At 52.9% G+C, this 22,025-nt stretch carries 19 protein-coding genes; 9 read left to right on the top strand and 10 right to left on the bottom strand.

The genetic code is table 11. The features are described from left to right. On the top strand, window positions 1–1,115 hold a 1,115-nt coding region (locus tag ACTH3S_RS04175; RefSeq protein ID WP_441807766.1), incomplete at its 5' end, for a DcaP family trimeric outer membrane transporter. A 63-nt stretch (window positions 1,116–1,178) separates the two neighbouring features. Here the strand turns inward: ACTH3S_RS04175 and ACTH3S_RS04170 are convergent. The 3 genes from ACTH3S_RS04170 to aceE all read right to left on the bottom strand — a co-directional run bounded on the left by ACTH3S_RS04170 (window position 1,179) and on the right by aceE (window position 6,220). Next, the gene (locus ACTH3S_RS04170) at window positions 1,179–1,700 is read right to left on the bottom strand and encodes a DUF2478 domain-containing protein (protein ID WP_441807765.1); all 522 of its coding nucleotides are present in this window, start codon (window positions 1,698–1,700) and stop codon (window positions 1,179–1,181) included. Window positions 1,701–1,860: 160 nt separating this feature from the next. Further along, window positions 1,861–3,546 carry a dihydrolipoyllysine-residue acetyltransferase gene (gene aceF, locus ACTH3S_RS04165; protein ID WP_441807764.1) on the bottom strand — a complete coding sequence of 562 codons (1,686 nt, stop codon included), beginning with the start codon at window positions 3,544–3,546 and terminating at the stop codon, window positions 1,861–1,863. Window positions 3,547–3,556: 10 nt separating this feature from the next. Further along, window positions 3,557–6,220 carry a pyruvate dehydrogenase (acetyl-transferring), homodimeric type gene (aceE, locus tag ACTH3S_RS04160; RefSeq protein ID WP_441807763.1) on the bottom strand — a complete coding sequence of 888 codons (2,664 nt, stop codon included), beginning with the start codon at window positions 6,218–6,220 and terminating at the stop codon, window positions 3,557–3,559. A 558-nt stretch (window positions 6,221–6,778) separates the two neighbouring features. On the opposite strand from aceE, the gene ACTH3S_RS04155 reads away from it, so the two are divergent. The 4 genes from ACTH3S_RS04155 (at window position 6,779) to ACTH3S_RS04140 (ending at window position 9,967) form a co-directional block, all read left to right on the top strand. Next, complete coding sequence (locus ACTH3S_RS04155) at window positions 6,779–8,143, top strand: KamA family radical SAM protein (protein ID WP_441807762.1); 1,365 nt, start codon at window positions 6,779–6,781, stop codon at window positions 8,141–8,143. A 154-nt stretch (window positions 8,144–8,297) separates the two neighbouring features. Then, window positions 8,298–8,858: a hypothetical protein gene (locus ACTH3S_RS04150; protein ID WP_441807761.1), complete on the top strand. Its 561-nt coding sequence runs from the start codon at window positions 8,298–8,300 to the stop codon at window positions 8,856–8,858. 14 nt (window positions 8,859–8,872) lie between these two features. Continuing rightward, window positions 8,873–9,667 carry a sterol desaturase family protein gene (locus ACTH3S_RS04145; protein ID WP_441807760.1) on the top strand — a complete coding sequence of 265 codons (795 nt, stop codon included), beginning with the start codon at window positions 8,873–8,875 and terminating at the stop codon, window positions 9,665–9,667. 66 nt (window positions 9,668–9,733) lie between these two features. Beyond that, on the top strand, window positions 9,734–9,967 hold the full coding sequence (locus ACTH3S_RS04140) for a hypothetical protein (RefSeq protein WP_441807759.1): 234 nt from the start codon (window positions 9,734–9,736) through the stop codon (window positions 9,965–9,967). A gap of 110 nt (window positions 9,968–10,077) precedes the next feature. Here the strand turns inward: ACTH3S_RS04140 and ACTH3S_RS04135 are convergent, their stop codons facing one another. From ACTH3S_RS04135 to ACTH3S_RS04115, 5 genes are all read right to left on the bottom strand, one after another. Further along, window positions 10,078–11,082, bottom strand: coding sequence for a hypothetical protein (locus ACTH3S_RS04135; RefSeq protein ID WP_441807758.1), 1,005 nt, complete (start codon window positions 11,080–11,082; stop codon window positions 10,078–10,080). Window positions 11,083–11,150: 68 nt separating this feature from the next. Further along, on the bottom strand, window positions 11,151–12,041 hold the full coding sequence (locus tag ACTH3S_RS04130; RefSeq protein WP_441807757.1) for a hypothetical protein: 891 nt from the start codon (window positions 12,039–12,041) through the stop codon (window positions 11,151–11,153). Between the two features lie 334 nt (window positions 12,042–12,375). Beyond that, window positions 12,376–14,403 (bottom strand): hypothetical protein, encoded by a 2,028-nt coding sequence (locus tag ACTH3S_RS04125; RefSeq protein WP_441807756.1) that lies wholly within the window; start codon window positions 14,401–14,403, stop codon window positions 12,376–12,378. A 171-nt stretch (window positions 14,404–14,574) separates the two neighbouring features. Next, window positions 14,575–15,438: a tetratricopeptide repeat protein gene (locus ACTH3S_RS04120; RefSeq protein ID WP_441807755.1), complete on the bottom strand. Its 864-nt coding sequence runs from the start codon at window positions 15,436–15,438 to the stop codon at window positions 14,575–14,577. A gap of 92 nt (window positions 15,439–15,530) precedes the next feature. Further along, window positions 15,531–16,271, bottom strand: a complete 741-nt coding sequence (locus ACTH3S_RS04115; protein ID WP_441807754.1) for a hypothetical protein — start codon at window positions 16,269–16,271, stop codon at window positions 15,531–15,533. Between the two features lie 127 nt (window positions 16,272–16,398). Between ACTH3S_RS04115 and ACTH3S_RS04110 the strand changes: the two genes are divergently transcribed. Genes ACTH3S_RS04110 through ACTH3S_RS04095 form a run of 4 tightly spaced genes read left to right on the top strand, consistent with a single transcriptional unit; the run spans window position 16,399 to window position 19,933 of the window. Continuing rightward, window positions 16,399–17,319: a dialkylrecorsinol condensing enzyme gene (locus tag ACTH3S_RS04110; protein ID WP_441807753.1), complete on the top strand. Its 921-nt coding sequence runs from the start codon at window positions 16,399–16,401 to the stop codon at window positions 17,317–17,319. A gap of 55 nt (window positions 17,320–17,374) precedes the next feature. Continuing rightward, window positions 17,375–18,532 (top strand): beta-ketoacyl-ACP synthase III, encoded by a 1,158-nt coding sequence (locus ACTH3S_RS04105; RefSeq protein ID WP_441807752.1) that lies wholly within the window; start codon window positions 17,375–17,377, stop codon window positions 18,530–18,532. Beyond that, window positions 18,529–18,948 (top strand): hypothetical protein, encoded by a 420-nt coding sequence (locus tag ACTH3S_RS04100; RefSeq protein WP_441807751.1) that lies wholly within the window; start codon window positions 18,529–18,531, stop codon window positions 18,946–18,948. The genes ACTH3S_RS04105 and ACTH3S_RS04100 overlap by 4 nt, the downstream gene beginning before the upstream one ends. Continuing rightward, a complete protein-coding gene (locus ACTH3S_RS04095) occupies window positions 18,941–19,933 on the top strand; it encodes a BtrH N-terminal domain-containing protein (RefSeq protein WP_441807750.1) in 993 nt (330 codons plus the stop codon). The genes ACTH3S_RS04100 and ACTH3S_RS04095 overlap by 8 nt, the downstream gene beginning before the upstream one ends. A gap of 5 nt (window positions 19,934–19,938) precedes the next feature. On the opposite strand, the gene ACTH3S_RS04090 is transcribed toward ACTH3S_RS04095, so the two are convergent. Then, window positions 19,939–20,823 carry a beta-ketoacyl synthase N-terminal-like domain-containing protein gene (locus ACTH3S_RS04090; protein ID WP_441807749.1) on the bottom strand — a complete coding sequence of 295 codons (885 nt, stop codon included), beginning with the start codon at window positions 20,821–20,823 and terminating at the stop codon, window positions 19,939–19,941. Between the two features lie 22 nt (window positions 20,824–20,845). Further along, window positions 20,846–22,021 (bottom strand): beta-ketoacyl synthase N-terminal-like domain-containing protein, encoded by a 1,176-nt coding sequence (locus ACTH3S_RS04085; protein ID WP_441807748.1) that lies wholly within the window; start codon window positions 22,019–22,021, stop codon window positions 20,846–20,848. Window positions 22,022–22,025: the final 4 nt, after the last annotated feature.

Here is a 22,025-nt window from a genome sequence, read left to right as displayed (position 1 = left end):
AGACAACAACAATGCAAAGCAACAAATTGAGAATGGCCATTCGTGCGACGGCGGCTGTGGCAGTGTTGGGTGTGGCCGGTCAGGCGCATGCATTTAGCTTTAGTGCGGGTGATGTAGACGCAGAGCTTTACGGGTATGCTCGGTTGAGTATGAGTTATGACATTAATGAAAATATTGCCAACAGTACTCAGTCGGGCTCCTTTGACGAAGTATCAAGTAGCGAAAACGAGGGCCACTTTGGTGCTTCTGCTGAACAAAGCCGTGTTGGCCTGAAAGCAACCAACGCTGACGGTGTAATGTTTAACGTCGAAGGTGACTTTTCTGGAGGAGACTTCCGCCTGCGTCATGCCTATGGCTCTTATAATGGCGTTTTGGCCGGCCAAACATGGTCGAACTACACAAGCTTCGTAGGGAGCACCCCTACACTGGATTTCAACGGTATTGCAGGGAATGCCGGCTATCAGGTTCGTACAGCGCAGTTGCGTTACACCTCTGGTCCAATGTCATTCTCCATTGAAGATCCGAAAGGGGCCAGCGATGTCAGCCCGTCCGACTCACAAAAAGATGGGATGCCGGCTCTGACAGCGCGTTTGGAGGACAGCGCGGGCGGATTCGCCTATTCAGCAGCGGCTCTGGTGAAACAGAACGCCTATGACGACGGCACGAATGATGATTCGACACTTGGTTATGGCGTATTTGGCGCAGCAAGCATGGCACTGTCCGACATGTTCACCATCCGTGGTGCATTAAACTATACAGATGGTGCTAGTGGGTATCTCTACCTCTCTGGCGGCTCAGACGCTTACCGTGACGCCAATAACAACCTTGAGAGCATTTCAGGTTTTGGTGGCACACTGGGCGCCTCTATGAATCTTGGTGGCGGTCGCAGCGTCAACATAGCCTATGGCATAACCACTCTTGATGTTGAAGACTACGCAGCATTCACCACTAACGACGAGAACGAAACGCGAGAGAACGTTCTTGTTAACTACATGTGGACTCCTGTACAGAACGTGATGATGGGTGTTGAGTATGGATACTTCAGCACTGAGTCAGAGGGGGGCAACAGCGAAGACGCCAACCGCTTGATGTTCGCAGCTCAGTACAACTTCTAAAACCTACTGCTAAACGAGCAATAGAATACACCCCGGACTTCCGGGGTGTATTTATTTCTAGCCCTAAAAATCAGTCAAAACCTCATCACACCACCGCCCCACAGCCACCTCAGAAAACGGCAAATCAACCGCGCCCTCTCCCGCAAACTCATGCCACTGCGCAAGAAACTTACGCTTAACTACTGTAAGCACGGGTATACCCGCGTCCAATAACTGAACAAGCTCGGCACGAAACCCCTTGCCGTCGATTTCCTGCTGCCCAAACCGATTCACCACCGCCAACCCTGGTGGCTTTTGTAAAGCTGCACGTAGCACGCTGGTGGCATCTGCCAGGCCATGAGGGTCCAGGCAGCAGGATTGCGACTCTTTGCCCAGTTTCTGTGCAATGGAGTATTCCTCGCCCGTTTCCAGATCTTGCAACGCCATGGGTGTTCGCCGCAGCCCTTGCGCATTTAGCGCCATGGCCAGCCCTGCCACCCGGTCACCACGGCGGTTCAGCTTTGCGGCCATATCGTGCAGCAACTTATCCACGGGCTGCTCGTCGCTGTCGTAAATAATGGCTGCAAGATTCAAGTCTGTGCTCATACAAACTCCTGGCGGCATAAACCGATCTATATACAAAAAAGCAAAAAGGGGTACAGATTGCTCTGCACCCCTTTTGCATTCTCTGTGCTATCTGAACTGCAAGTGTACCTGGCTTCTGCCAGCGCCTATTGCGCCAGATCAGAAAACCAGCAACACCGGCTTACAGCAACAGGGTTCGGATATCCCCCATAAGCTGGCTGAGCAGCGAGGTGAATCTGGCCGCATCGGCTCCATTCACTGCCCGATGATCGTAGGACAACGACAGTGGCAACATCAGCTTAGGCTGAAACTCAGCACCATCCCAAACCGGCTTCATCGCCGCCTTGGATACCCCAAGGATCGCCACTTCCGGTGTATTCACAATCGGCGTAAACGCCGTGCCGCCGATACCACCCAAACTGGTGATGGTAAAGCAGGCGCCCTGCATTTCTGCCGGCTTCAGCTTTTTATCCCTAGCCTTCTGCGCAAGTTCGGCGCTTTCAGCCGCCAGCTCCCAAAGGCCCTTCTGATCCACATCGCGAATCACCGGAACCATCAGCCCGTTGGGCGTATCCACAGCAATACCAATGTGAATGTACTGCTTGCGAACCACCTCTTTGCGCTCCATATCCAGAGACACATTAAACTGGGGTAGCTCCGCCAGCGCGGTTGCACAGGCCTTCAAAATGAAGGGCAGCGGCGTCATCTTCACGCCTTTTTTCTCACCGGCGGCTTTCTGGGATTTACGGAAAGCCTCCATATCTGTGATGTCTGCATCTTCAAACTGGGTCACATGGGGTACGTTCAGCCAGCTGCGTTGCATGTTGGTGGCCGTAACCGCCATCATCCGCGACATGGCCTCGCGCTCAACCTCACCAAACTGGCTGAAGTCAGGCAGCTTCACACCTGGAATACCAGAGCCTGTGCCCACTGAGCCACCCTGCTGGGACTGCTGCAGCTGGCTCTTCACATAATCCTGCACATCGTCTTTCAGAATCCGGCTTTTCGGGCCAGAGCCTTTGATGCGGGTCATGTCCGCACCCAGCTCCCGGGCTAGCTTGCGTACGGCTGGGCCAGCATGAACCTTGGCGCCTGGTGCGGGCGGCTCGTAGGTGGAACTCTGAGCCTGTGCCGCTGGCTCTTTCTGTTGTGCTGCCTCGTCTGTTTTAGGCTCAGGCTTGGCTTCCTCGCCAGAATCGGTAGGCGCTTGGTCTTGGCCGCCATCCTCATCATCACCGTCTTCAACAACGGTCAGCTCCAGAAGCTTATCGCCTTCAGACAACTTGTCGCCTTCGGCCACCAGAATCTTTGCAACCTTACCGCCATAGGGCGATGGAATTTCCATAGTCGCTTTATCGGACTCAACCGTTACCAAGGCATCGTCTGCCTCGATGGTGTCCCCCTCAGACACGTTGATTTCGATAACCGGCACGTTTTCCATGCCATCAAGAGGTGGGACCAGCACAGTTTCCTTGCGGGAGCCGCCAGATTTTTTCTTCGGCGCGGGCTTGCTATCTTGCGCTTCGGCCTGACCTTTTGACTCCTCTTTCGGGGCATCTTCCGTTTTTTCTTCCGGCTCATTTTCTGAATCGTCAGAATCGCCAGAGTTGTCTGACCCTCCAGATCCGTCGCTTGCCTCCATCATGCCCACAACGTCGCCTTCCTTCACCTTGTCGCCCACCTTCACGGTAAGCTTGGTGATCTTACCGGCGCCGGGGGATGGCAACTCTACCGAAGCTTTGTCGGTCTCAATGGTTAAAAGCGGATCTTCTGCCTCAACCGAATCGCCAGCGCTGACCAGAAGCTCAATCACTTCAACTTCGTCTGCCCCGCCGAGATCGGGAACTTTAATTTCCTGTTCACTCATGACGGTCTCCTTAGCAGTGCGCCGGGTTCGTTTTGTTGCGATCGATTCCGTACTTGCGCATGGCTTCCAAAACCTGCTCTTCTTTAATCTCGCCATCTTTGGCCAGAGCAGAAAGAGCCGTTACCGTCACATGATAGCGATCTATCTCAAAGAAACTCCGCAGCTTCTCCCGGGTATCACTGCGACCAAAGCCATCGGTTCCCAGGGTATGGAAGGTTTTCGGGATAAAGGCACGCAGTTGCTCTGAGTGCAGCTTGATGTAATCCGTAGAAGAAACGACCGGGCCAATCTGCTTCTCCAGACACTGGGTGACATACGCCTTACGCCCCTTGTCATCTGGATGCATCAGATTCCAGCGCTCAACGTGCTGGCCATCACGAGCCAGTTCGTTATAGCTGGTTACGCTCCACACATCCGAGGCAACACCCCAGTCGTCTTTCAGCATTTGAGCCGCTGCTCGAACCTCATTTATAATCGCGCCAGCGCTAAGTAACTGCACACGCAGCTTCTTCTTGCCGCCTTTCACTTCTACAGACTCGAACTTGTACATCCCTTTAATGATGCCGTCTTCGCATCCTTTGGGCATAGCAGGCTGTTCGTAGTTCTCATTTTCCATGGTGATGTAGTAGAAAACGTTTTGGTTCTCTTCAAACATCTCTTTCATACCATGATGGACAATCACGGCCATTTCATACCCGTAAGACGGGTCATAAGCGCGGCAGTTGGGGATAGTGTTAGCCAGAATATGGCTGTGCCCATCTTGGTGCTGCAGCCCTTCACCATTGAGCGTGGTTCGCCCGGCGGTGCCACCAATCAGAAAGCCCCGCGCCTGCATGTCACCAGAAGCCCAGGCCAAGTCACCCACACGCTGAAAACCAAACATGGAATAGAACGCATAGAACGGAATCAACGGGAAGTTGTTGGTACTGTACGAGGTCGCAGCCGCCATCCACGCGGCCATAGCGCCACCCTCGTTAATACCTTCCTGCAGGATCTGGCCTTTTTTGTCCTCACGGTAATACATGATCTGGTCACGATCCTGAGGTACATATTTCTGACCTTCAGCGGTGTAAATCCCGAGCTGACGGAACATACCTTCCATACCGAAGGTACGGGCCTCATCTGGCACAATAGGCACAATGCGCTTGCCAATACGCTTGTCTTTAACCAGCGCACTCAGCAGGCGAACAAACGCCATGGTGGTGGAGATTTCCCGGCCGTTTGAACCTTCCAGCACCTGCTTGAAAATATCCAAATCGGGAATCTTCAGCGGTTGGCTGTCTTTGCGGCGGCGGGGATAGAAACCACCCAATTCCTGACGGCGCTTATTCATATAAACCAGCTCTGGGCTGTCTGGCGCCGGGCGATAATAGGGTACGTCGTCCAGTTCTTCGTCTTTCAGTGGAATCGCAAAGCGGTCACGGAAAGCCTTCAGAGTATCCATGTCGAGCTTTTTCAGGGAGTGCGCTGTGTTCTGGGATTCACCCGCTGCACCAAAGCCGTAGCCTTTGATGGTATGAGCAAGGATCACGGTTGGCTTGCCATTGGCCTCAGTTGCCGCCTGTTTATAAGCTGCATAAACTTTGTAGGGATCGTGACCACCCCGGTTAAGCTTGTTGATATCCTCATCAGACCAGTCTTCAACCAGTTTGGCCATCTCTGGATACTTGCCGAAGAAATGCTTGCGTGTATGTGCCGGACCATTGTGGGTGTAGTTCTGCAAGTCACCATCGCAGATTTCATCCATGGCGCGCTGCATCACACTGTTGTTATCCTGATCGAACAAAGTGTCCCACACCCGACCCCAAACCACCTTGATAACGTTCCAGCCAGCGCCACGGAACGCGCCTTCCAGTTCCTGGATAATTTTGCCGTTACCTCGCACCGGGCCATCCAGGCGCTGCAGGTTGCAGTTCACCACAAACACCAGGTTATCGAGATTCTCACGACCGGCCTTGGAAATGCACCCAAGGGTTTCTGGCTCATCGGTTTCGCCATCGCCGACAAAGCACCAGACTTTGCGATCGCCCATTTCAATGAGCTCGCGGCCATCCAGATACTTCATCACGTGGGCCTGATAAATTGCCTGAATTGGCCCAAGCCCCATGGATACCGTGGGGAACTGCCAGTAATCCGGCATTAGCCAGGGGTGCGGGTAAGAAGACAGGCCATCGCCATCCACTTCCTCGCGATATTTATCAAGCTGCTCTTCGGTAAACCGCCCTTCCAAAAAGGAACGCGCATAGTTACCTGGTGCCGCATGGCCCTGGAAATACACCAAGTCTGATTCACGCTTATCGTCGCCACCGTGGAAAAAGTAGTTAAAGCCCACATCATATAGAGTGGCAGCAGATGAGAACGTGGAAATGTGGCCACCCAGATCGCCCGGGCGCTTACCGGCCCGCACAACCATTGCCATGGCGTTCCAGCGAATCAGCGAACGAATCCGGCGCTCCATAAACAGATCACCCGGCATACGGGCCTCTTGGGCTGCGGGAATCGTGTTCCGAAATGGCGTAGTAATAGAATAAGGCAACTCGGTGCCATCCCGGCTGGCGCGCTCAGAAAGCCGCTCCAAAATGTATTTTACCCGGTCTATACCTTCGTTCTCTATTAATGACTCGAGCGCATCAAGCCATTCGCTCGTTTCAATGGGATCTTCATCGTGGTGCATTCAACCTCCCCCTTCACATCATAAAAGTGCAGCAGGTGCCGCAACCGGCATCTACCAAGCATAGAACAGCTTTTATAGTTTTACTGCCCGAAGCCACGTGTTCGCCTATTTCTTGCCAAAATCTAGCCAGGGCATTCAGCCAGCCCTGCAGACTTGTAGTTTTTTTACTACAAACTGACCGAAAATATTCCGTAAAACGTAAACTATTCGGGCGATTTCTAAAAATTATTACGATTAGTTACGCAATAATGCCTCTTTTTCGAGCACCAAACAACCAAACTCAGACCAACGTCTTAGTACCTTTTTTACCGGTTTCAATCGTTACCGTACTAAATGACCCAGCTATCACCATGCATCACCAACTGACCATTTAATTATTTAATATCAATTAGTTACATAATAAAAACGGATGGAGCTTGCTTTTTATTCGCTCTTTTTTAATTAGAACTGAAACTAAACAGCTATTTATGTATACTCGCCTGCCCATTTTTTGACCATCGGAGCGGCATTTCTTTTGCCCTCCTGCTATTTCTCACTTTTAACCACAGAGGGCGAACTATGAATTCAATCGTCACCTTTCCTAACCGAATTCCTACCACCGAGTTCGAAGAACGGCGCTTTAAGGTTTATACCGACCGCCAGCTAGATAAGATTGAGATTATCCAGAGCCTGCCCGAAGACACCCTGTTTGAAATGAAGGTAGTGGCCAGCGTATTGCCCTTTCGAGTAAACGAGTATGTAATCAACGAACTGATCAACTGGGACAAAGTACCCAACGACCCCATCTATCAGTTGGTTTTCCCACAAAAAGGTATGCTCAAAGACGAGCACTTTGACCGCATGGCCAAAATGCACCGCGAAGGCGCCGAGAAAAAAGAGATTCAAGCAGTCGCCAAAGAGATTCGCGATGAGCTGAACCCGCACCCAGCCGGCCAAATGGAAATGAACATGCCAGAGCTGGAAGGCGAGGTGCTAGACGGCGTGCAACACAAGTACCGCGAAACCGTGTTGTTTTTCCCAGCCCAAGGCCAAACCTGCCACTCTTATTGCACCTTCTGTTTTCGCTGGGCGCAGTTTGTGGGTGATAAAGACCTGAAGATGTCGAGCACCGAGGCTAGCAAGCTGCACGGCTACCTGCAGGAACACACCGAAGTAACCGACCTGTTGGTGACCGGTGGCGACCCCATGGTGATGAAAACCAAGAGCCTGGTTCAGTACCTTGAGCCTTTGTTGCAGCCAGAGTTTGACCACCTTCAAACCATCCGCATTGGCACCAAGGCGCTCACCTTTTGGCCATACCGCTTTGTAACCGACAAAGATGCAGACGAGCTGATTGACCTGTTTGCTCGCCTGGTAGATGCCGGCAAGCACGTAGCGATCATGGCGCACTACAACCACTGGCAAGAAATCACCACTGAGATTTCGGAAGAGGCGATTCGCCGTATCCGTGCCACAGGTGCTGAAATTCGCGCGCAAGGCCCGCTGATTAAGCACGTTAACGACGATGCCGATGCCTGGGCCAAACTGTGGAAGAAAGAAGTACAGCTGGGCATTATCCCCTACTACATGTTTGTGGAGCGTGATACCGGCGCCAAGAACTACTTTGAAATACCGCTAGCGCAAGCCTTCGAAATTTATCGCGAAGCCATGAAGAAAGTCAGCGGCCTGGCCCGCACCGCCCGCGGCCCCAGCATGAGCGCTGGCCCCGGCAAGGTGGAGATTCAAGGCATTGCCGAGATTCACGGCGAGAAGGTGTTTGTGTTGCGCTTTTTGCAAGGCCGCAACCCAGACTGGGTGCAGCGCCCGTTCTTTGCCAAGTACAGCGAAACGGCCACCTGGTTGCACGAGCTGGAGCCGGCGTTTGGTGAAGAGAAGTTTTTCTTTGAGGATGAATTTGAGGCGATGAAGCTGGGGAAAGGCTGAGGGCTGGTACCTTAAAACTACTTTAGAGAAGGGCCAGATGGAGAGATTCATCTGGCCCTTTTTTGTGCCCACCCCAAGCATCCAAATTGCACCAACCAACGTAAGGACTACTATTAGCCAATAGCCTATACAAACTCATCTGTGGGAGCAGAGCATGCAAGCCTCTGGAACAGAGTGGCTCCGCCACAAAGCCTGGATCGCCTTACCCATCATTCTGCTACTACTCCTTGCACGCTGCGGTAGCGACAAAAGCGATGTAACCGAAACCACCAACCAGAAGAATCAGAGTGTTACGCAGAGTAGCGATGAGCCAAAAACCCTCGCCACACCAGAATCATCAAGCAACAAACGCTTTACAACCAGCCAGATCAAAGCGGCGATGCGCGATCACATCAGCCAACGCACGGCTCTCGGCAACCCTGGCGTTTTCGAAATCACCGACCCACGCACTAGCCAAAATCTGGAACTGCGGTTTCAGATCATCCACGACCCGGTTCGCGTGATCGACGGCCAATTCTATTTTGCTTGCACCAACTTCGCCGCCATTAACGACCCAGATAAAACCTACGATCTCGATTTCTGGCTGCAGGAATTGGATGGTGAACTGGTGGTTTACGAAGAAAACGTCCACAAACTCCCCACTCGCTCAAACAACCAATGGGTACAGCAACCGAGATACAATTTTGTGAATGACAGAATAAACCTTCTTCGGTAAGCAGGCGCGAAGCGATGGATGACGCAAAACTGATTATATTCCTGCTGGGTTTCGCCCTTCTTTACGGGGTGGAAACGCTGTTTGCGGCTCGCCCCTACAAAGAGACGCGGGGCAAACGCCTGCGCACGCACCTGTCCATGGCTATATTCAACACAGTGCTACTCAAACTGATCATTCTGGCGCCGGTTCTTTACTGGACAGAACTAGTGGTGGAACAGGGATGGGGCTTAGCCCCAATACTCGGGTACAGCGGGCTTGGTGGCATCATTGCCACGATCATCGTGCTGGATATGCTGGACTACTGGTGGCACCGATTTAACCACCGGCTTGGCCTGCTCTGGCGATTCCACAAGGTGCACCATGTGGACACCCACGTAGACATAACCACAGCGCTTAGATTTCACCCAGGGGAGCTGTTCATTTCCTTTTTTGTAAAGTTAACCTGGATTGCACTCTGGGGGCCGTCCCTTGCGGGTTTTATCGCGTTCGAAATTGCGGTAAGCCTTGCTAGCCAGTTTCATCATTCCAACATTGATTTACCCGAGCACTGGGAGCGCAGGCTACGGAAGTTCATCGTAACGCCCAGATTCCATACCAGTCATCATACGGTGGCTCGGCGCACAGGCGATGCCAACTTTGCCACTATCTTCATTGTTTGGGATCGCCTGTTTGGCACCTACGCCGAACCCGACGAACAGGAAATGACGAACCTAGGCCTTGCGGAGGGCCGAGAGGATTATTTGTCGTTCAGCACCTGGCTAACCGAGCCATTTCGGTCACGGAATCAAGCACCAAGAAATCCACCCTAGAGCATTGCCCGTATATTCAAGAGCACGTACAACTAAGTAGCACTGACACCCAAAGGAGAAATTAAAATGAAAACACTCCAATCTATGACCTATCTAATGTTCCTGCTTGCCGCCCTCGCCTTTGGTGGCGTTGCTGTTGCTCAGGACGAACATGGTGGCACGGCTGTAGAAGAGAGCAGTGGTGATGAACATGCAGGACAAGAAGCGGATTCTGATGAGGATTCGAAGACGGAAGACGAAGAAGATGAGCATGCCGGAGAAGAAGCTGAACCAGACGAGCATGCGGGAGATGAAGCTTAAAGCTTACTCTTTGAGATAGCTGGTAGCCGTATCCCATATAGAAGATTTTCAACTGATTTGTAAGAAAAATACGGCTATCTGGGATTTTCGACCCAGGTAGCCGCTACCAGTTAGTACCCATACGACAAACTAAAACTCAGCGACTGTACTTTGCGCCATTCCAACTGATCTGCGGCTAGCGCGGCCCGCCAGCCCTTATATTCGGCTTCAACACCAATCGTTTTGTATTTCGGCCAGTACAGTCCCTTTAGCGCAAGTCCGCTGGCATAGCGGTACCCTGCACCGAAACCAACGAAGCCGTAGCCGAACTGATACTGGCCTTGTAGGTGTGCTGACCAAGGGCCTTCCGAAAGTACAGTAGCTATCTGATACCGAGGATCAAGCCTTTGGGATACGTCACGATAGCCCTCAATGCCGCTGCCAAGGCTACTGCCGTCACCAGGCTTGATATCAGAATCGCCTCTGGCAATTGTGTAGGGCGCGTCTTCCCACCGGATTCGAGCAAAGATGTCATCGACCTTTAAGCTGAAGAGCCAGCTCTCATCAAGCTGCCAATGGGCACGAAGATCTCCCGCCCAGCCCATACCTACCGGCTCGTTTGCTATGGGGCGATTAAAAAGCACATCCCTGTAGTAACTGTAATCAACCTGAGCGCTGAACACGTAATCGCTCGAATTCGTTACTTGGATATCACCTGCCAGATCACCTGCCACCAGATGTTTTGCGTCAAGTACGGCTGCACCAACGGTTAGAGCCCCTCGATCCCAGGTAAAAAGATAGCCCAAACGCAGTGCACGGGCAGAGAAGCCATCAACGCTCAATTGCGCCGGTATTTGAGCTCCCTCATCAAGAGGTAAACCGGCGTCAATCCGCCCCCAGTATTCCGCAAGCTCCGCATTCATGCGCAAATCCACTAAACCACGCTGCTGCACGGACACTTCTATCCCTTGGTAGCGTACGCCCAGTTCGAAATGACTGATTGCCCACTGGCGCTCGCCACGTGAAAACTCCGAGCCCCAGTCGTTGAGGCTCGCTCGGATTGGCTCAGGCTCGCTGAGAAACTGATTTTCAGTTCGCCCGAATAACTCGTAACTGGCCGCAGAAGAGGTGGTCATAATTGCTGCGATGAAAAAAAAGGCGGGGCCAAAGCCCCACCCTTTTTTCCGGTTTTCCGGTTTTGTCATCAGAACAGAGTCTCAAACTCGGTTACTGTGCCATTCGGGTAGGTAATAACCGGCCTACCTTTGCGATATTCCACGTTACCAATGTCCGTATCCTTAACGTAGGCATCACCTGTTAAATTAGTCAGCTTTTTATTCTCATCGAAGGAGCCGGCCAACGTAAGACGGTAACCTTCAGCATTAGAAAACTCCGCAGTAATAACATCTGTTCCTTGCAAATCCTCAAAGTTCTCCGAGCTTACAACTGCCGTGTAGTTGCCTCCGTTCCAGCTTACATTAGCCTCAACGTCTCCACCTTTCTGGCTGGAGCGGTCCAGCGTCAATGTCACGTTAGCTTCCTGAACTTCCTGAGCGTCCTGTGACCCCGGAATCTGAACGCGCGCACTCAAAACAATTGATCCCTCGAGAAAGTGGTCTGCTGTTTCCAGATCTGGGAATTCAGTCATCAACTCGAGCTGCGCCGGTTTGTTGTCAGCAAGCTCGCCAAAGGTAACACGAGCATTCCACAAGGAGGACGAAACACCCTCTCTTATGTTTACATCCAGGCCCGATTTGAGTTTGCCAACACCCGCAGCTTCCGCCTGATCTGCGGCTGCTGACTCAACGGCTCTATCAACTGGTTCATACGCCAAAGTTGCATGAGCACAGTCAATGACGGCATCGTCTCCTGCTACTCCGTATTCTGTATATCCCTGGTACGCTTTCAGCATCACCCCTGGGTCGGCAACACAGTTGTCAAAACGCGCGCGAGTGACAGGCACAGAGTAGTCAATGTATCCGTAAGACTCACCATTATAAGAGTTGATACCGAAAGATTCAGGCTCGGCACCAGCCACAAGGAATTCAGCCGGATTTATCGCCGCAACAACCTCACTAGCAAGCTCGGGGCTCATATTCAAAGTGAATACTTTCGCACCACTCCAACTCCAAACATTCCCTATCAGCTCAGGAACTCCAGAGTTAGAAGAATAAACCCTTCCATCAGGGATGCCTGGCGCAACGACATTTTCAAAAGAAGGGCCCCAGGAATCACCATTTGCGTAAAACCCATCTCCTGTCAAAAGTGCATCAACTGAATAGCTTTGCCCGCCAGTCTCAGGAACAGCTCCCTGCGGCACCACTGTAAACCCACTGGCATAGACGCCTGACAGCTTAGCGATCAGTGCCGTTTTTACGGTCTCAATCTGCTGCTTATTCAGGTCGTACCTATTCCAAGCGAGAGCGCCTTCAGTGGCGTAAAATGCCCCCCCCCCAAACGCTGAACTGATCCGACATACCGTAATCTGGATAAACTTCTGCAAACCCGATCACAGGTTGCTCTGCCAATTGGGGAATTAACCCTCCCACATCAGAGTTAGGCACACTCACCATCACAGGGCGCGCCTGCCGGCTGTAATCGGCCCAGGCAACCACATCGAACTTGTCGGCATTGCGGATGTTCAGCTTGGCGCTGGCCTCGAACTGATGACTTAAATCCGCTGATTTGAATGCGCCATTCATACCAAAACTCTTCAATGCTACCCGGCTTTGAGTCAGCGCAGAGTTGCGCCCCGCACCTGCATCGCCAAGCCGCACCAATTTCAGATCTACGTTTCCTTCAAACTGATCGCCTTCAACGCTTGTTACGGCAAGGCCACCGGTGAATTGCGCAGACACAAAGCGGCTGTTAAATTCGGCATCCAGGTTTGGATCATCAAACAGGCCGCCCGCTGATGAGGCATTCCATGGCTGGTTCAAAGCGAGATTCAGCTTTGTATCTTTAAACTCAATCAAAGATTCACCCAGGGTGCCAGACACACTAATGTTACTTTGCGCCGCCAGCCTGTTAACAACCAAATCCACAGAGCCGTCTTCGTAAGGATTAGCCACCAGATCCAGAGGGATATCGGTACGAAGTGTCAAATCAAGAGGAGCTAGCGTATTGTTGTTCGAATCAGTAGCGGCACCTTGAAGTCGAACCTGAACGCCACCTTGGTAGCCAGAAAAGCCGACAGCTATTTCCCCGACTTTCTGATCTGTCTCGTCCAGCACATCGACGGTGCGGCTACCACCATTCTTGATCAGAGCGCTGGCTTCTTCCGGATTATCCGCTAAAAAGCCAAACGCGGATTCAATCACCAGCCCGGCAAATTCAAACTGCCCTTCTGTAGTGGACTTGAAGATATTTTTTACCGTTGTCTGGTCAACCTTTACTGCAGCTGCCAAAGCATCGCTATCCTGCCCTTCAATAGCCCGTGCCCATGCTCGCACGTCAGCAACAAAATTCTTGAAGCTGTTAATCTTCTGCCCACGGTCACCCGTGTAGTCGCTTTCATTCTGACTAACCTGATCCTTCACAGCCAAAGGCTTATCTTCCTCAAGCGCCACTTGGCGTTCTGCAACACTATTAACTTCTTTTGCAAAGGAAGTTAATAGTTCGGGATCGCGAGCCACATCGCTCGCGGCATCTGCCAGGGCCTGCTTGAGCGAGTTTTCTTCGCTACTGGTGTCTTCAGATCCAAATACACCGTCTTCAAATGCGGTAGACAGCTGTTCAAGATTTGCAACAAAATCTGCATTACCACCTGCTGGGGCAGGCTTGAAAATCGCCTCTGCTACAACCGCATTCATTAAAGCCGCTTTGCGCTGGTCGCCAGACGCCGTGCTGATATCCGCTGACGTAATGCTCTTTGCCTTAGTGCGCTCAATATCAAAACCAGCTGCACGGGAAACTTCTGCATTGGCGATGCCTGCGGCGCCTGCAGTAGATTTGCCTTCAGAAATCAGCTTTTCAGCACGTTTGGCCGCAATCGTCGTCCAGGCAGTTACTGGCGCGCTAACTTTATCTTGGCCTTTGGTGTTGGCGGTGATCGTCGAAAGGCTGAACCCCTGAGGTAAATCGAGCTCCTCGCCTTTAGCAACGCTTCCGCAGCTGGAGACAGCATCACAGACCATTTTGGATGCAGCACTAGGCGTTACAATGATTTTGAGGGGGCCACCGCTGTAATTGTCAGCAAGGCTGATTTCGTACTCACCATTCTGATCAGTGGTCGCAGCGCCTACGACTGCGTTGCCATTATCCAAGTCATAAGCCGTTACATCGGCATTACTAACAATTCCTTTTACTGCGGCACCACTTACAGACGATGCAGGTGCTGAAGAAGTATTAGCGGGTGGCGGTGTCGACCCAGAGCCAGACGAACCGCCACAACCGGCGAGAGCAAGTGTTGAAGCGACAGCAATTGATAAAGCAGCTTTTTTGAAGGCAGGTTTCATTATCTTCTCCGTGATAAAGGCTTATTATTAAACGCCATTCATGTTTCACGGAAGATAGTAGCCCAATACGACAGGACGAAAAGTCAAATAGAGTAAAATCGTGTTTCTATATATATCTGAGGCCAGCCAACTGCGGGGTATTTTTGAACGCCCCACAGCGGGCTATTGCGATTAATGCATCAACATATAAAGCCTACGCCGATAGGTGCGCACATCCGGATTACTGTTCCCAAGCTTCTCAAACAGCTCAACCAACGTAGTCTTAGCCACTTCATCTTTGTATTTGCTGTCTACCTGCATCAACCGAATCAGTAGCTCCATAGCTTCTGCATTTTTGTCTTGCAAAACATGGTGCAGAGCCAGCAAGTGCAAGGCGTTCGGATCTTTTGGGTCTTGTTCCAATGCCATTTCCAGATCTTTCACAGGCGGCAGCTCGGCAGACTGCTTCAAAAACTTAATTCTGGCTGCCAGTTGCTTTGCTTGGTGTTGCAGCTTTTCTTCTGGCGGCAGGCTTTTAAGAACCTGTTCAGCGGTTTCAAGATCACCGGTTTCTGCTTTTAGTTGGGCTAGGTCAATTAGCACTGTTAGGTTTTCTGGATCTTTCTGGTTCATGTCAGAAAGAATGTCCATCGCGCCGTTTACGTCGCCCTCGTTCCAAATGCGGTGGGCCTTCTCGTATGGGTCTTCTTCGGGTAGCTCTACATGCTTCTCTAAAATCTTGCGAATGTCGCTCTCTGGCAGGGCTGAGTTAAAGCCGTCTACAGCCTGGCCATCTTTCACCAAAATAATCGTTGGTAGGCTACGCACACCCAAACTGCCGGTAAGTTGCTCTTGCTCCTCCGCATTCACTTTGGCAAGGCGGAATGCACCTTGGTATTCGTCTACGAGCTTTTCCAACACAGGCATAAGCTGCTTACAGGGCGCACACCATTCGGCCCAAACATCCACCAGCACGGGCGTGGCAGAGGAGGCTTCCATAACCTCCTGCTGAAAGTTTTCCATGGTGGCTTCAAATATATGGGGAGAACTGCTCATGTTAGGCACCTGAAATGTTCACTATTGATTAGAGTCTATATTGGGTACCGGCCTCGGAATTCAAGAGTATCGGCTCGTTAAGCAGCTCATTTTTAAACGCCGCTGACAACGGTAAACTCGCCGGCTGCAATCCGCTCCTCACCGTAAGCTGCGGTGAACGCGCACTGAACCGCGCCTGGCTGCGCGACTCTCTCAGTAACTTCCACCATCAGCTCTCCTTCCGCCGGCATTGATTCAACCGTATAGCGACGCAACGCACGCACCAGCACGATGACTGCCCTGCTCATTGGCTCGCCGCCCATGCTGAGTTTTCGGCATGCCATCAGTTGTGCGGCGTATTCCAGTGCTGCCCACGCAGGCAGGCCATGTGTATCAGCAAGCGGGTGATTGTTGGTGATGGTTGCCCGGGTTTGGGCACCATTATCAATAAGAGCAAATTTCTCGATCAGTTGCATAGCATCCGCGTGGGGTAACCGATCATAAACCGCTTGGGCAGATTGATATCTCGGCTGGTCACACTGCAGGTGCCTATCTGTGCCGGTTTGAAGTTGCTCGCTGCTGAATATGGCTTTCGCTACAGGCTCGCCGGCGACGGTGCACGTTAGTCGCCAGGAGTCGGGTGTTTTCTCCTGGCATTCAACGTCAACCCGCTTGTCAGGCGCTATCAGGCTCAGCAGGCGCAGCTGTCGAATGTTGGTTACCGGCTTTCCGGTTGTCTGCTCCAGCCCCCGTGTCATGTACTCAATTAATACCACCGCCGGTACAACCGGGGCGCCTGGGAAATGGCCGGGGAAGGCCCGATGGGCCCCAGATACTTCAAAATCAAATTGCATGACTTCAACTTTACCGGGAGGATTCAGATGAAAATTGTCCTGTGTTATAGTCGCGCGCCCAAACAATATGAAGGGCGTGAAGAATTTTAATTCACGCGATTCTGGCACAGAATTCTGGAAACTAACAATGAAGAAGGTTCTGGTCGTACACTATTCCCAGAGCGGGCAGCTCGATAATGTCGTGCGGGAATTTACGCGACCACTGGTCGAATCGGATGACGTTTCGGTGACATTCGAAAACATCAAGCCGGTAGAGGATTTCCCGTTTCCGTGGCCCTTTCTGACATTTCTCGATACGTTTCCCGAATCTGTCTATCTGGACCCGCCCCCTATTGAAGCGCCGGGCGTGTCTGGTGATGAGAATTTTGATCTTGTCATTCTGGCGTATCAGGTTTGGTTTCTTTCCCCTGCTCTTCCAATGACGGCGTTTCTTCAGCATCCGGTTGCCAGGCAGTTGCTTGACAACACGCCCGTGGTTACGCTGATTGCCTGCCGAAATATGTGGCTGATGGCCCAAGAAGATATGAAGCAGAAGCTAACGGAGCTGAATGCCAGCCTGGTGGGCAATGTGGCCATGGTGGATGAAGCAGGCTCGCTGCTGAGCTTTTTTGCCACGCCTCTTTGGGTGCTCACTGGGCGCAAAGGGCCGTTCTGGGGTGGCCTAATCCCAAAGGCCGGCGTTTCAGAGAAGGCCATGGTCGACAGTGAACGCTTTGGCCGACGTATTCGCGACCGGTTGAGAGTTAAAGAAAAAGTATCTCCAGACATGCTCCGGGGGCTGGCAGCCGTGCGTATCAACGAGGGGCTGATTTCCAGTGAAAGAACTGGCAAGCGAGCGTTTCGCATTTGGGGCCGGCTGCTTCGGGCACTCGGGCCTCGAGGAGCTTGGCAACGCAAACCGGTGCTGGTGTTTTATTCGGTTTTCCTGGTGGCCATGATTCTGACAGTGGTTCCGGCAGGCATGCTAATCAAGCGCTTGCTTTCGCCATTTACACGCAAGCGCATTGCGCGGCAAAAAGCTTATTTCAGTGCGCCTTCAGGTGATTAAGACCCTAGGTTTTTTTAATTTTCCGGCCCCGGCCAGTTACCGAGCTGTTTAATACATGCAAAACGTTTACATTACCGCTATCGCCACAGCACTGCCCAATGAACCTGTTGGTAACGACGACATAGAATCGGTGCTCGGCCAGGCTGGCGCTCAGCCTTCACGAGCACGGCGGGTGATCCTGAAAAGTAACAAGATCAAAAACCGGTATTACGCAGTGGATCCGAAGACCGGCGAGCGCACGCATACCAACGCGGAACTGACTGCCGAAGCTATTCGCGCACTGGGCGACCCATACAGCAAAGCCATGGATTGCCTAGTTTGCGGAACCAGCCTGCCCGACCAGTTGATGCCCAGCCATGCGGTTATGGTTCACGGCGAACTGGCCTCCCCTCCTTGCGAGGTAGCAGCAACCGCTGGTGTCTGCCTGGCCGGAATGTCGGCACTTAAGTACGGCTGGATGTCAGTTGCCACAGGTCAGCATCAGCGAGTGGTGAGTACGGGGTCGGAAGTGGCATCGGCGGTCATGCGCGGCAAGTTGTTCGAGCCAGAGACTGTTGCCTCGTTAGACAGCCTTGAAAAAAAGCCGGAAGTGGCCTTTGATAAAGATTTCTTGCGCTGGATGCTGTCAGACGGCGCAGGTGCGGTTGCCCTTGAGCCCACTCCAGCCAAAGAAGGCCTGTCATTGAGAATCGACTGGATCGAACTTCGCTCCTTTGCCAATCAGCTGGATGCCTGCATGTACGCGGGCGCTCGCAAGCGCGAAGACGGCAGCCTGGAAAGCTGGAAAGATCTGTCTCACGAAACTTGGCTGAAGGAGTCGATCTTTGCCGTCAAGCAAGATGTTCGCCTTTTGAACGAACACATTGTTTCGACCACTATCGAGCAGTATCTGCCCGAAATAACCGAAAAATATCAACTGTCTGGCGATGATATCGATTGGTTTCTTCCGCATTATTCGTCTGGCTACTTCCGCGAGCGGGCCTATGAGGGCCTAAAGAAAGGCGGGCTGGATATTCCATTCGAACGCTGGGCCACTAATTTATCCCACAAAGGCAACACAGGCTCTGCATCGATCTACATCATGCTTGAGGAACTGTACCAGTCTGGCAAACTGGAACCCGGTCAGAAGCTGCTTTGCTGGGTGCCTGAAAGTGGCCGTTTCGCCTCATCTTTTATGCAATTAACTGTCTGTGATCATCAGGGCCTCTCATGAAGCTGGACGAGGTGCCCCAAGACGAATCGCAATCGTTCGAAGGTCAAAAGAAACGATTGTATGCCCGAGACGCCAACGGCGAATACACCACGGCGCTATCCAGTGGCTGGGAAGCCGAGGACGTGGTGTTGGATCAGGCGGTAGAAGAATATAACCGCTTTGCCCGTGAGGCCCGTGAGCGGGCGAATTTGCGGCTCTGCTCTGTGCTCGAGTACCACATGTACGCACATCGGATGGATGTGACAATTCTGGCTCAGGCCACAGGCTTTTTTCGCTGGCAGGTCCGCCGGCACCTGAAACCGGCCATTTTCAAAGGCCTGGCACCACACAAGCTGCGGCGTTATGAAGAGGCGCTGCAGATGACCGCCGAGCAACTGCGCACACTCCCGCCGGAAGACACACCACAAAATGACTGATTTCAACCACCAGCAAACCGCCCACTGCGAAAGCGGTGCCGTGGCAGCCCTGCTGCGCCATAACGGTCTCGACCTGTCCGAACCCATGGTATTCGGGCTGTCCTCCGCCCTCACCTACGCCTACATTCCGTTGGTGAGGGTGGGCGGCATGCCGCTACTGGCCTACCGCATGCCTCCGGGCCGCATCATTCGCGGACTAAGCAAGCGTTTGGGCATACGCTTCCATTTTCAGCGCTTCCGCAACCCGAAAGATGGAACAGTAGCGTTGGACAAATACCTGGAACAAGGATCCCCGGTAGGCCTGCAGGCATCGGTTTACTGGCTGCCCTACTTCCCGGAAAACATGCGCTTCCACTTCAATGCTCACAACATGGTGGCCTACGGTAAAGAGGGCGATGACTACCTGATCAGCGACCCAACGTTCGAACAGCCGGTTCGGGCAGATGTTGCTTCCCTTCAGCGGGCAAGGTTCGTCAAAGGGATGTTGGCTCCGAAAGGGCTGATTTATTACCCGGAAACCATCACGCAGACACCGGATTTAACCGCAGCCATTCCCCGCGCCATTCGCTCAACCGCTAATATGATGACGCGCACGCCCCTGCCGTTTATCGGTGTGAGCGGCATCCGCCACGTTGCCCGGCACATGGATAAGCTGTCGCCCGCCAATGAGCATTACAACAAGCTGCTTATCGGCCATATGGTGCGCATGCAAGAAGAGATTGGCACTGGCGGTGCCGGCTTCCGTTTTCTGTTCGCTTCGTTCTTGCAGGAATCGGCACACCTGCTTTCTCATGAAGGCCTGGCGCAAGCCGCTGACCAGTTCACCGACGCCGGTGATGAGTGGCGCCGCTTTGCGCTTTATGCGGCGAAGATGCTCAAGGGACGCACTGCGCTGGACTACAGCAAGCTGGCCACGCAACTGCGCACCGTGGCCGATATGGAACAACAGGGTTACCGGCAACTGCTGGAGCTCAAATTGCGCTGACACCTTCAATTCGCCCGCTTGGGCCAAGCAACAATAGCGTGAAAACGGCCATCGGTATCGGCGGCAATAACAATCAGGGGTGAGGCTTCACCCGACTGCAGATAGCGAATCGTTGCACCGGCAACGTAGCCCGGATACACGGCCAGCGCCGGATCAAAGCCTCTGAGCCGCGGCCGGTTTTGCAAACAGCTCGAGGTTATTCGCTGCCGAGTCCAGGGCGACAGAGACACTCGGTACTCGGTAGCCGGGTCGAGCTGGTTCAACCACTGATCCAGCGCCTGCTCGTCTACCAGAGTAATCATGTCTGTTATCGAGGCAAGGCTATCGGCGCTGCCCTCAGGCGCCACCAATAACCAGTGACTGCCCTCGCCAATTTCCGTACCCGGTTCCACCCCGAGACGAAAATGATGATGTTCAAGCGGCAAAACCGCCTCTTCCACGACCCCCACTAATGCCTGAGATACGGCGCCCGTGCTTACATCCATGGCCGCCAGTTGCAGTGCAGCAACCATCGAGGCATCGCCCCGTGAGACAAACAGGTTACGATGGCGCAACCCAAGGTTGCGCGCAACAAAATAGCCTGCCGAGTTGCTCAGCGTGTTGATGAAATTGGCGGGCTTTGGCACCGAACCCCTACCAACCATCTGCTCATGAACTTTCGTGATGCTGCCCAAGGAGGCAAATCGAGAGCCGATGTACAACCCCGCATCGGGTTTAACTTCAGCGCCTTCAACACATTGGGCCGAACCAATCAGTGCCATCTGAGTGAACCGGTCAATGCGTCGAAAGCGCTCGCAACACGCTTCCGTGGCAGCGGCTCTCATATCGGTCAGCCCCTGATCGGGGTCAACGCCCTGGTAGTAGTCTCCTATGGCAATAATATCGAGCATAAGTTCGAATCCCGGGGTCAACTCAATCTTGATAGCGGATAATCAGGCTGGAGTTATTGCCCCCAAACCCGAAGAAGTTCAGCAAATAATTACCAGGGCCCACCAGTAGCGGCTGTGATATCGGCGCCACACCGAGGCTTGGGTCAGGCTCGGAAAATCCGGCACTGGCCGGCAGTCTGCCTCGAGGAAGGGCCGCAGCAACTAACAGGGTTTCCATCACGCCACAACTTCCCAGCGTATGCCCGAGCGCCGCCTTCAGGGAGAAAAACGGCGGTACTGTGTCAAAAACGCAGCGCATGCCGGCGGCTTCGCCATCATCATTCAGGGGCGTAGCGGTACCATGGGCCTTGATTGCCTGAATGTCGGAAGGCGCAAGGCCGCTCCGGCCCATCGCGTCAGCCATCACCGCCGCAATGGTGCTGCCATCCGGGTTAGAAGCGGAAATGCTAAACGTATCGCAGTTACTGGCACCACCCAAAATCAAAACACCTGAGTCGTGGCTTTCACACTTTGACAAAAGCATGGCTCCGCAACCCTCACCCAACACCAAGCCGTCACGCTGCCGATCAAATGGGCGCATGTTGTCTTGTGCCAACAATTGCATGCCATGAAACCCGGCCAAAGTGGTATCGTTTCGGACTTCCAGGCCAACCACCAGAGCATGGTCACTGATCCCGGCACCAATGGCCGCCGCCGCGCTGAGTATGGCGTTGGCAGTGGCTGTACAGGCGGTATTGAGCGCAAAGTCTGCACCGTGAAAGCCGAACTGTTTTTGCAGATACCGGCTAATTTGGCTGAGGCCGTCCAGCGGCATCGGAATGGCAGTGTCTGGGTTATCGTGGCATTGCTGGCGATACTCTTCCTCGGCAATGCTGATTCCCCAACAGGAAGAACCAATAAATACCGGAATAGTCGCGCGTTGCTCCCGGGCCAAGGGGTGTTCAGTCAATAGCTCATTGATCGCCTGATCCAGTAACCAGTGCAAGCGATTTTCTGCTGCCTCTGGGGCTCCGGAAACTGCATGGTAAGGAATATCCACAGGCTCTTCGAGAAGCTTCAAAGACAACCGGCCCGGGGCGGCGGCTGTGTCCCTGAACAGCGCGGTGAGATTGCTGCATTTGCCATTACCCAGAGCACTGACAAGGCCGCTGGCGACAATTCTTACGGGTACTTTTGTTGATTGATTCAGGTCTTTCATTGAG

The organism is Marinobacter sp. (assembly GCF_052094685.1).
GTDB lineage: Bacteria > Pseudomonadota > Gammaproteobacteria > Pseudomonadales > Oleiphilaceae > Marinobacter.
The sequence above is the reverse complement of the archived record's forward strand: the minus strand, read 5'-3'. Positions and strand labels throughout refer to the sequence as shown.

What these genes read in the sequence shown, in the direction of transcription:
- ACTH3S_RS04110 (WP_441807753.1), top strand. Translation starts at nt 16,399, where the DNA reads ATGAAGAAGGTTCTGGTCGTACACTATTCCCAGAGCGGGCAGCTCGAT.
- ACTH3S_RS04105 (WP_441807752.1), top strand. Translation starts at nt 17,375, where the DNA reads ATGCAAAACGTTTACATTACCGCTATCGCCACAGCACTGCCCAATGAA.
- ACTH3S_RS04150 (WP_441807761.1), top strand. Translation starts at nt 8,298, where the DNA reads ATGCAAGCCTCTGGAACAGAGTGGCTCCGCCACAAAGCCTGGATCGCC.
- ACTH3S_RS04100 (WP_441807751.1), top strand. Translation starts at nt 18,529, where the DNA reads ATGAAGCTGGACGAGGTGCCCCAAGACGAATCGCAATCGTTCGAAGGT.
- ACTH3S_RS04125 (WP_441807756.1), bottom strand. Translation starts at nt 14,403, where the DNA reads ATGAAACCTGCCTTCAAAAAAGCTGCTTTATCAATTGCTGTCGCTTCA.
- ACTH3S_RS04095 (WP_441807750.1), top strand. Translation starts at nt 18,941, where the DNA reads ATGACTGATTTCAACCACCAGCAAACCGCCCACTGCGAAAGCGGTGCC.
- ACTH3S_RS04135 (WP_441807758.1), bottom strand. Translation starts at nt 11,082, where the DNA reads ATGACCACCTCTTCTGCGGCCAGTTACGAGTTATTCGGGCGAACTGAA.
- ACTH3S_RS04130 (WP_441807757.1), bottom strand. Translation starts at nt 12,041, where the DNA reads ATGAGCCCCGAGCTTGCTAGTGAGGTTGTTGCGGCGATAAATCCGGCT.
- ACTH3S_RS04170 (WP_441807765.1), bottom strand. Translation starts at nt 1,700, where the DNA reads ATGAGCACAGACTTGAATCTTGCAGCCATTATTTACGACAGCGACGAG.
- ACTH3S_RS04145 (WP_441807760.1), top strand. Translation starts at nt 8,873, where the DNA reads ATGGATGACGCAAAACTGATTATATTCCTGCTGGGTTTCGCCCTTCTT.
- ACTH3S_RS04115 (WP_441807754.1), bottom strand. Translation starts at nt 16,271, where the DNA reads ATGCAATTTGATTTTGAAGTATCTGGGGCCCATCGGGCCTTCCCCGGC.
- aceE (WP_441807763.1), bottom strand. Translation starts at nt 6,220, where the DNA reads ATGCACCACGATGAAGATCCCATTGAAACGAGCGAATGGCTTGATGCG.
- ACTH3S_RS04090 (WP_441807749.1), bottom strand. Translation starts at nt 20,823, where the DNA reads ATGCTCGATATTATTGCCATAGGAGACTACTACCAGGGCGTTGACCCC.
- ACTH3S_RS04120 (WP_441807755.1), bottom strand. Translation starts at nt 15,438, where the DNA reads ATGAGCAGTTCTCCCCATATATTTGAAGCCACCATGGAAAACTTTCAG.
- ACTH3S_RS04140 (WP_441807759.1), top strand. Translation starts at nt 9,734, where the DNA reads ATGAAAACACTCCAATCTATGACCTATCTAATGTTCCTGCTTGCCGCC.
- aceF (WP_441807764.1), bottom strand. Translation starts at nt 3,546, where the DNA reads ATGAGTGAACAGGAAATTAAAGTTCCCGATCTCGGCGGGGCAGACGAA.
- ACTH3S_RS04155 (WP_441807762.1), top strand. Translation starts at nt 6,779, where the DNA reads ATGAATTCAATCGTCACCTTTCCTAACCGAATTCCTACCACCGAGTTC.
- ACTH3S_RS04085 (WP_441807748.1), bottom strand. Translation starts at nt 22,021, where the DNA reads ATGAAAGACCTGAATCAATCAACAAAAGTACCCGTAAGAATTGTCGCC.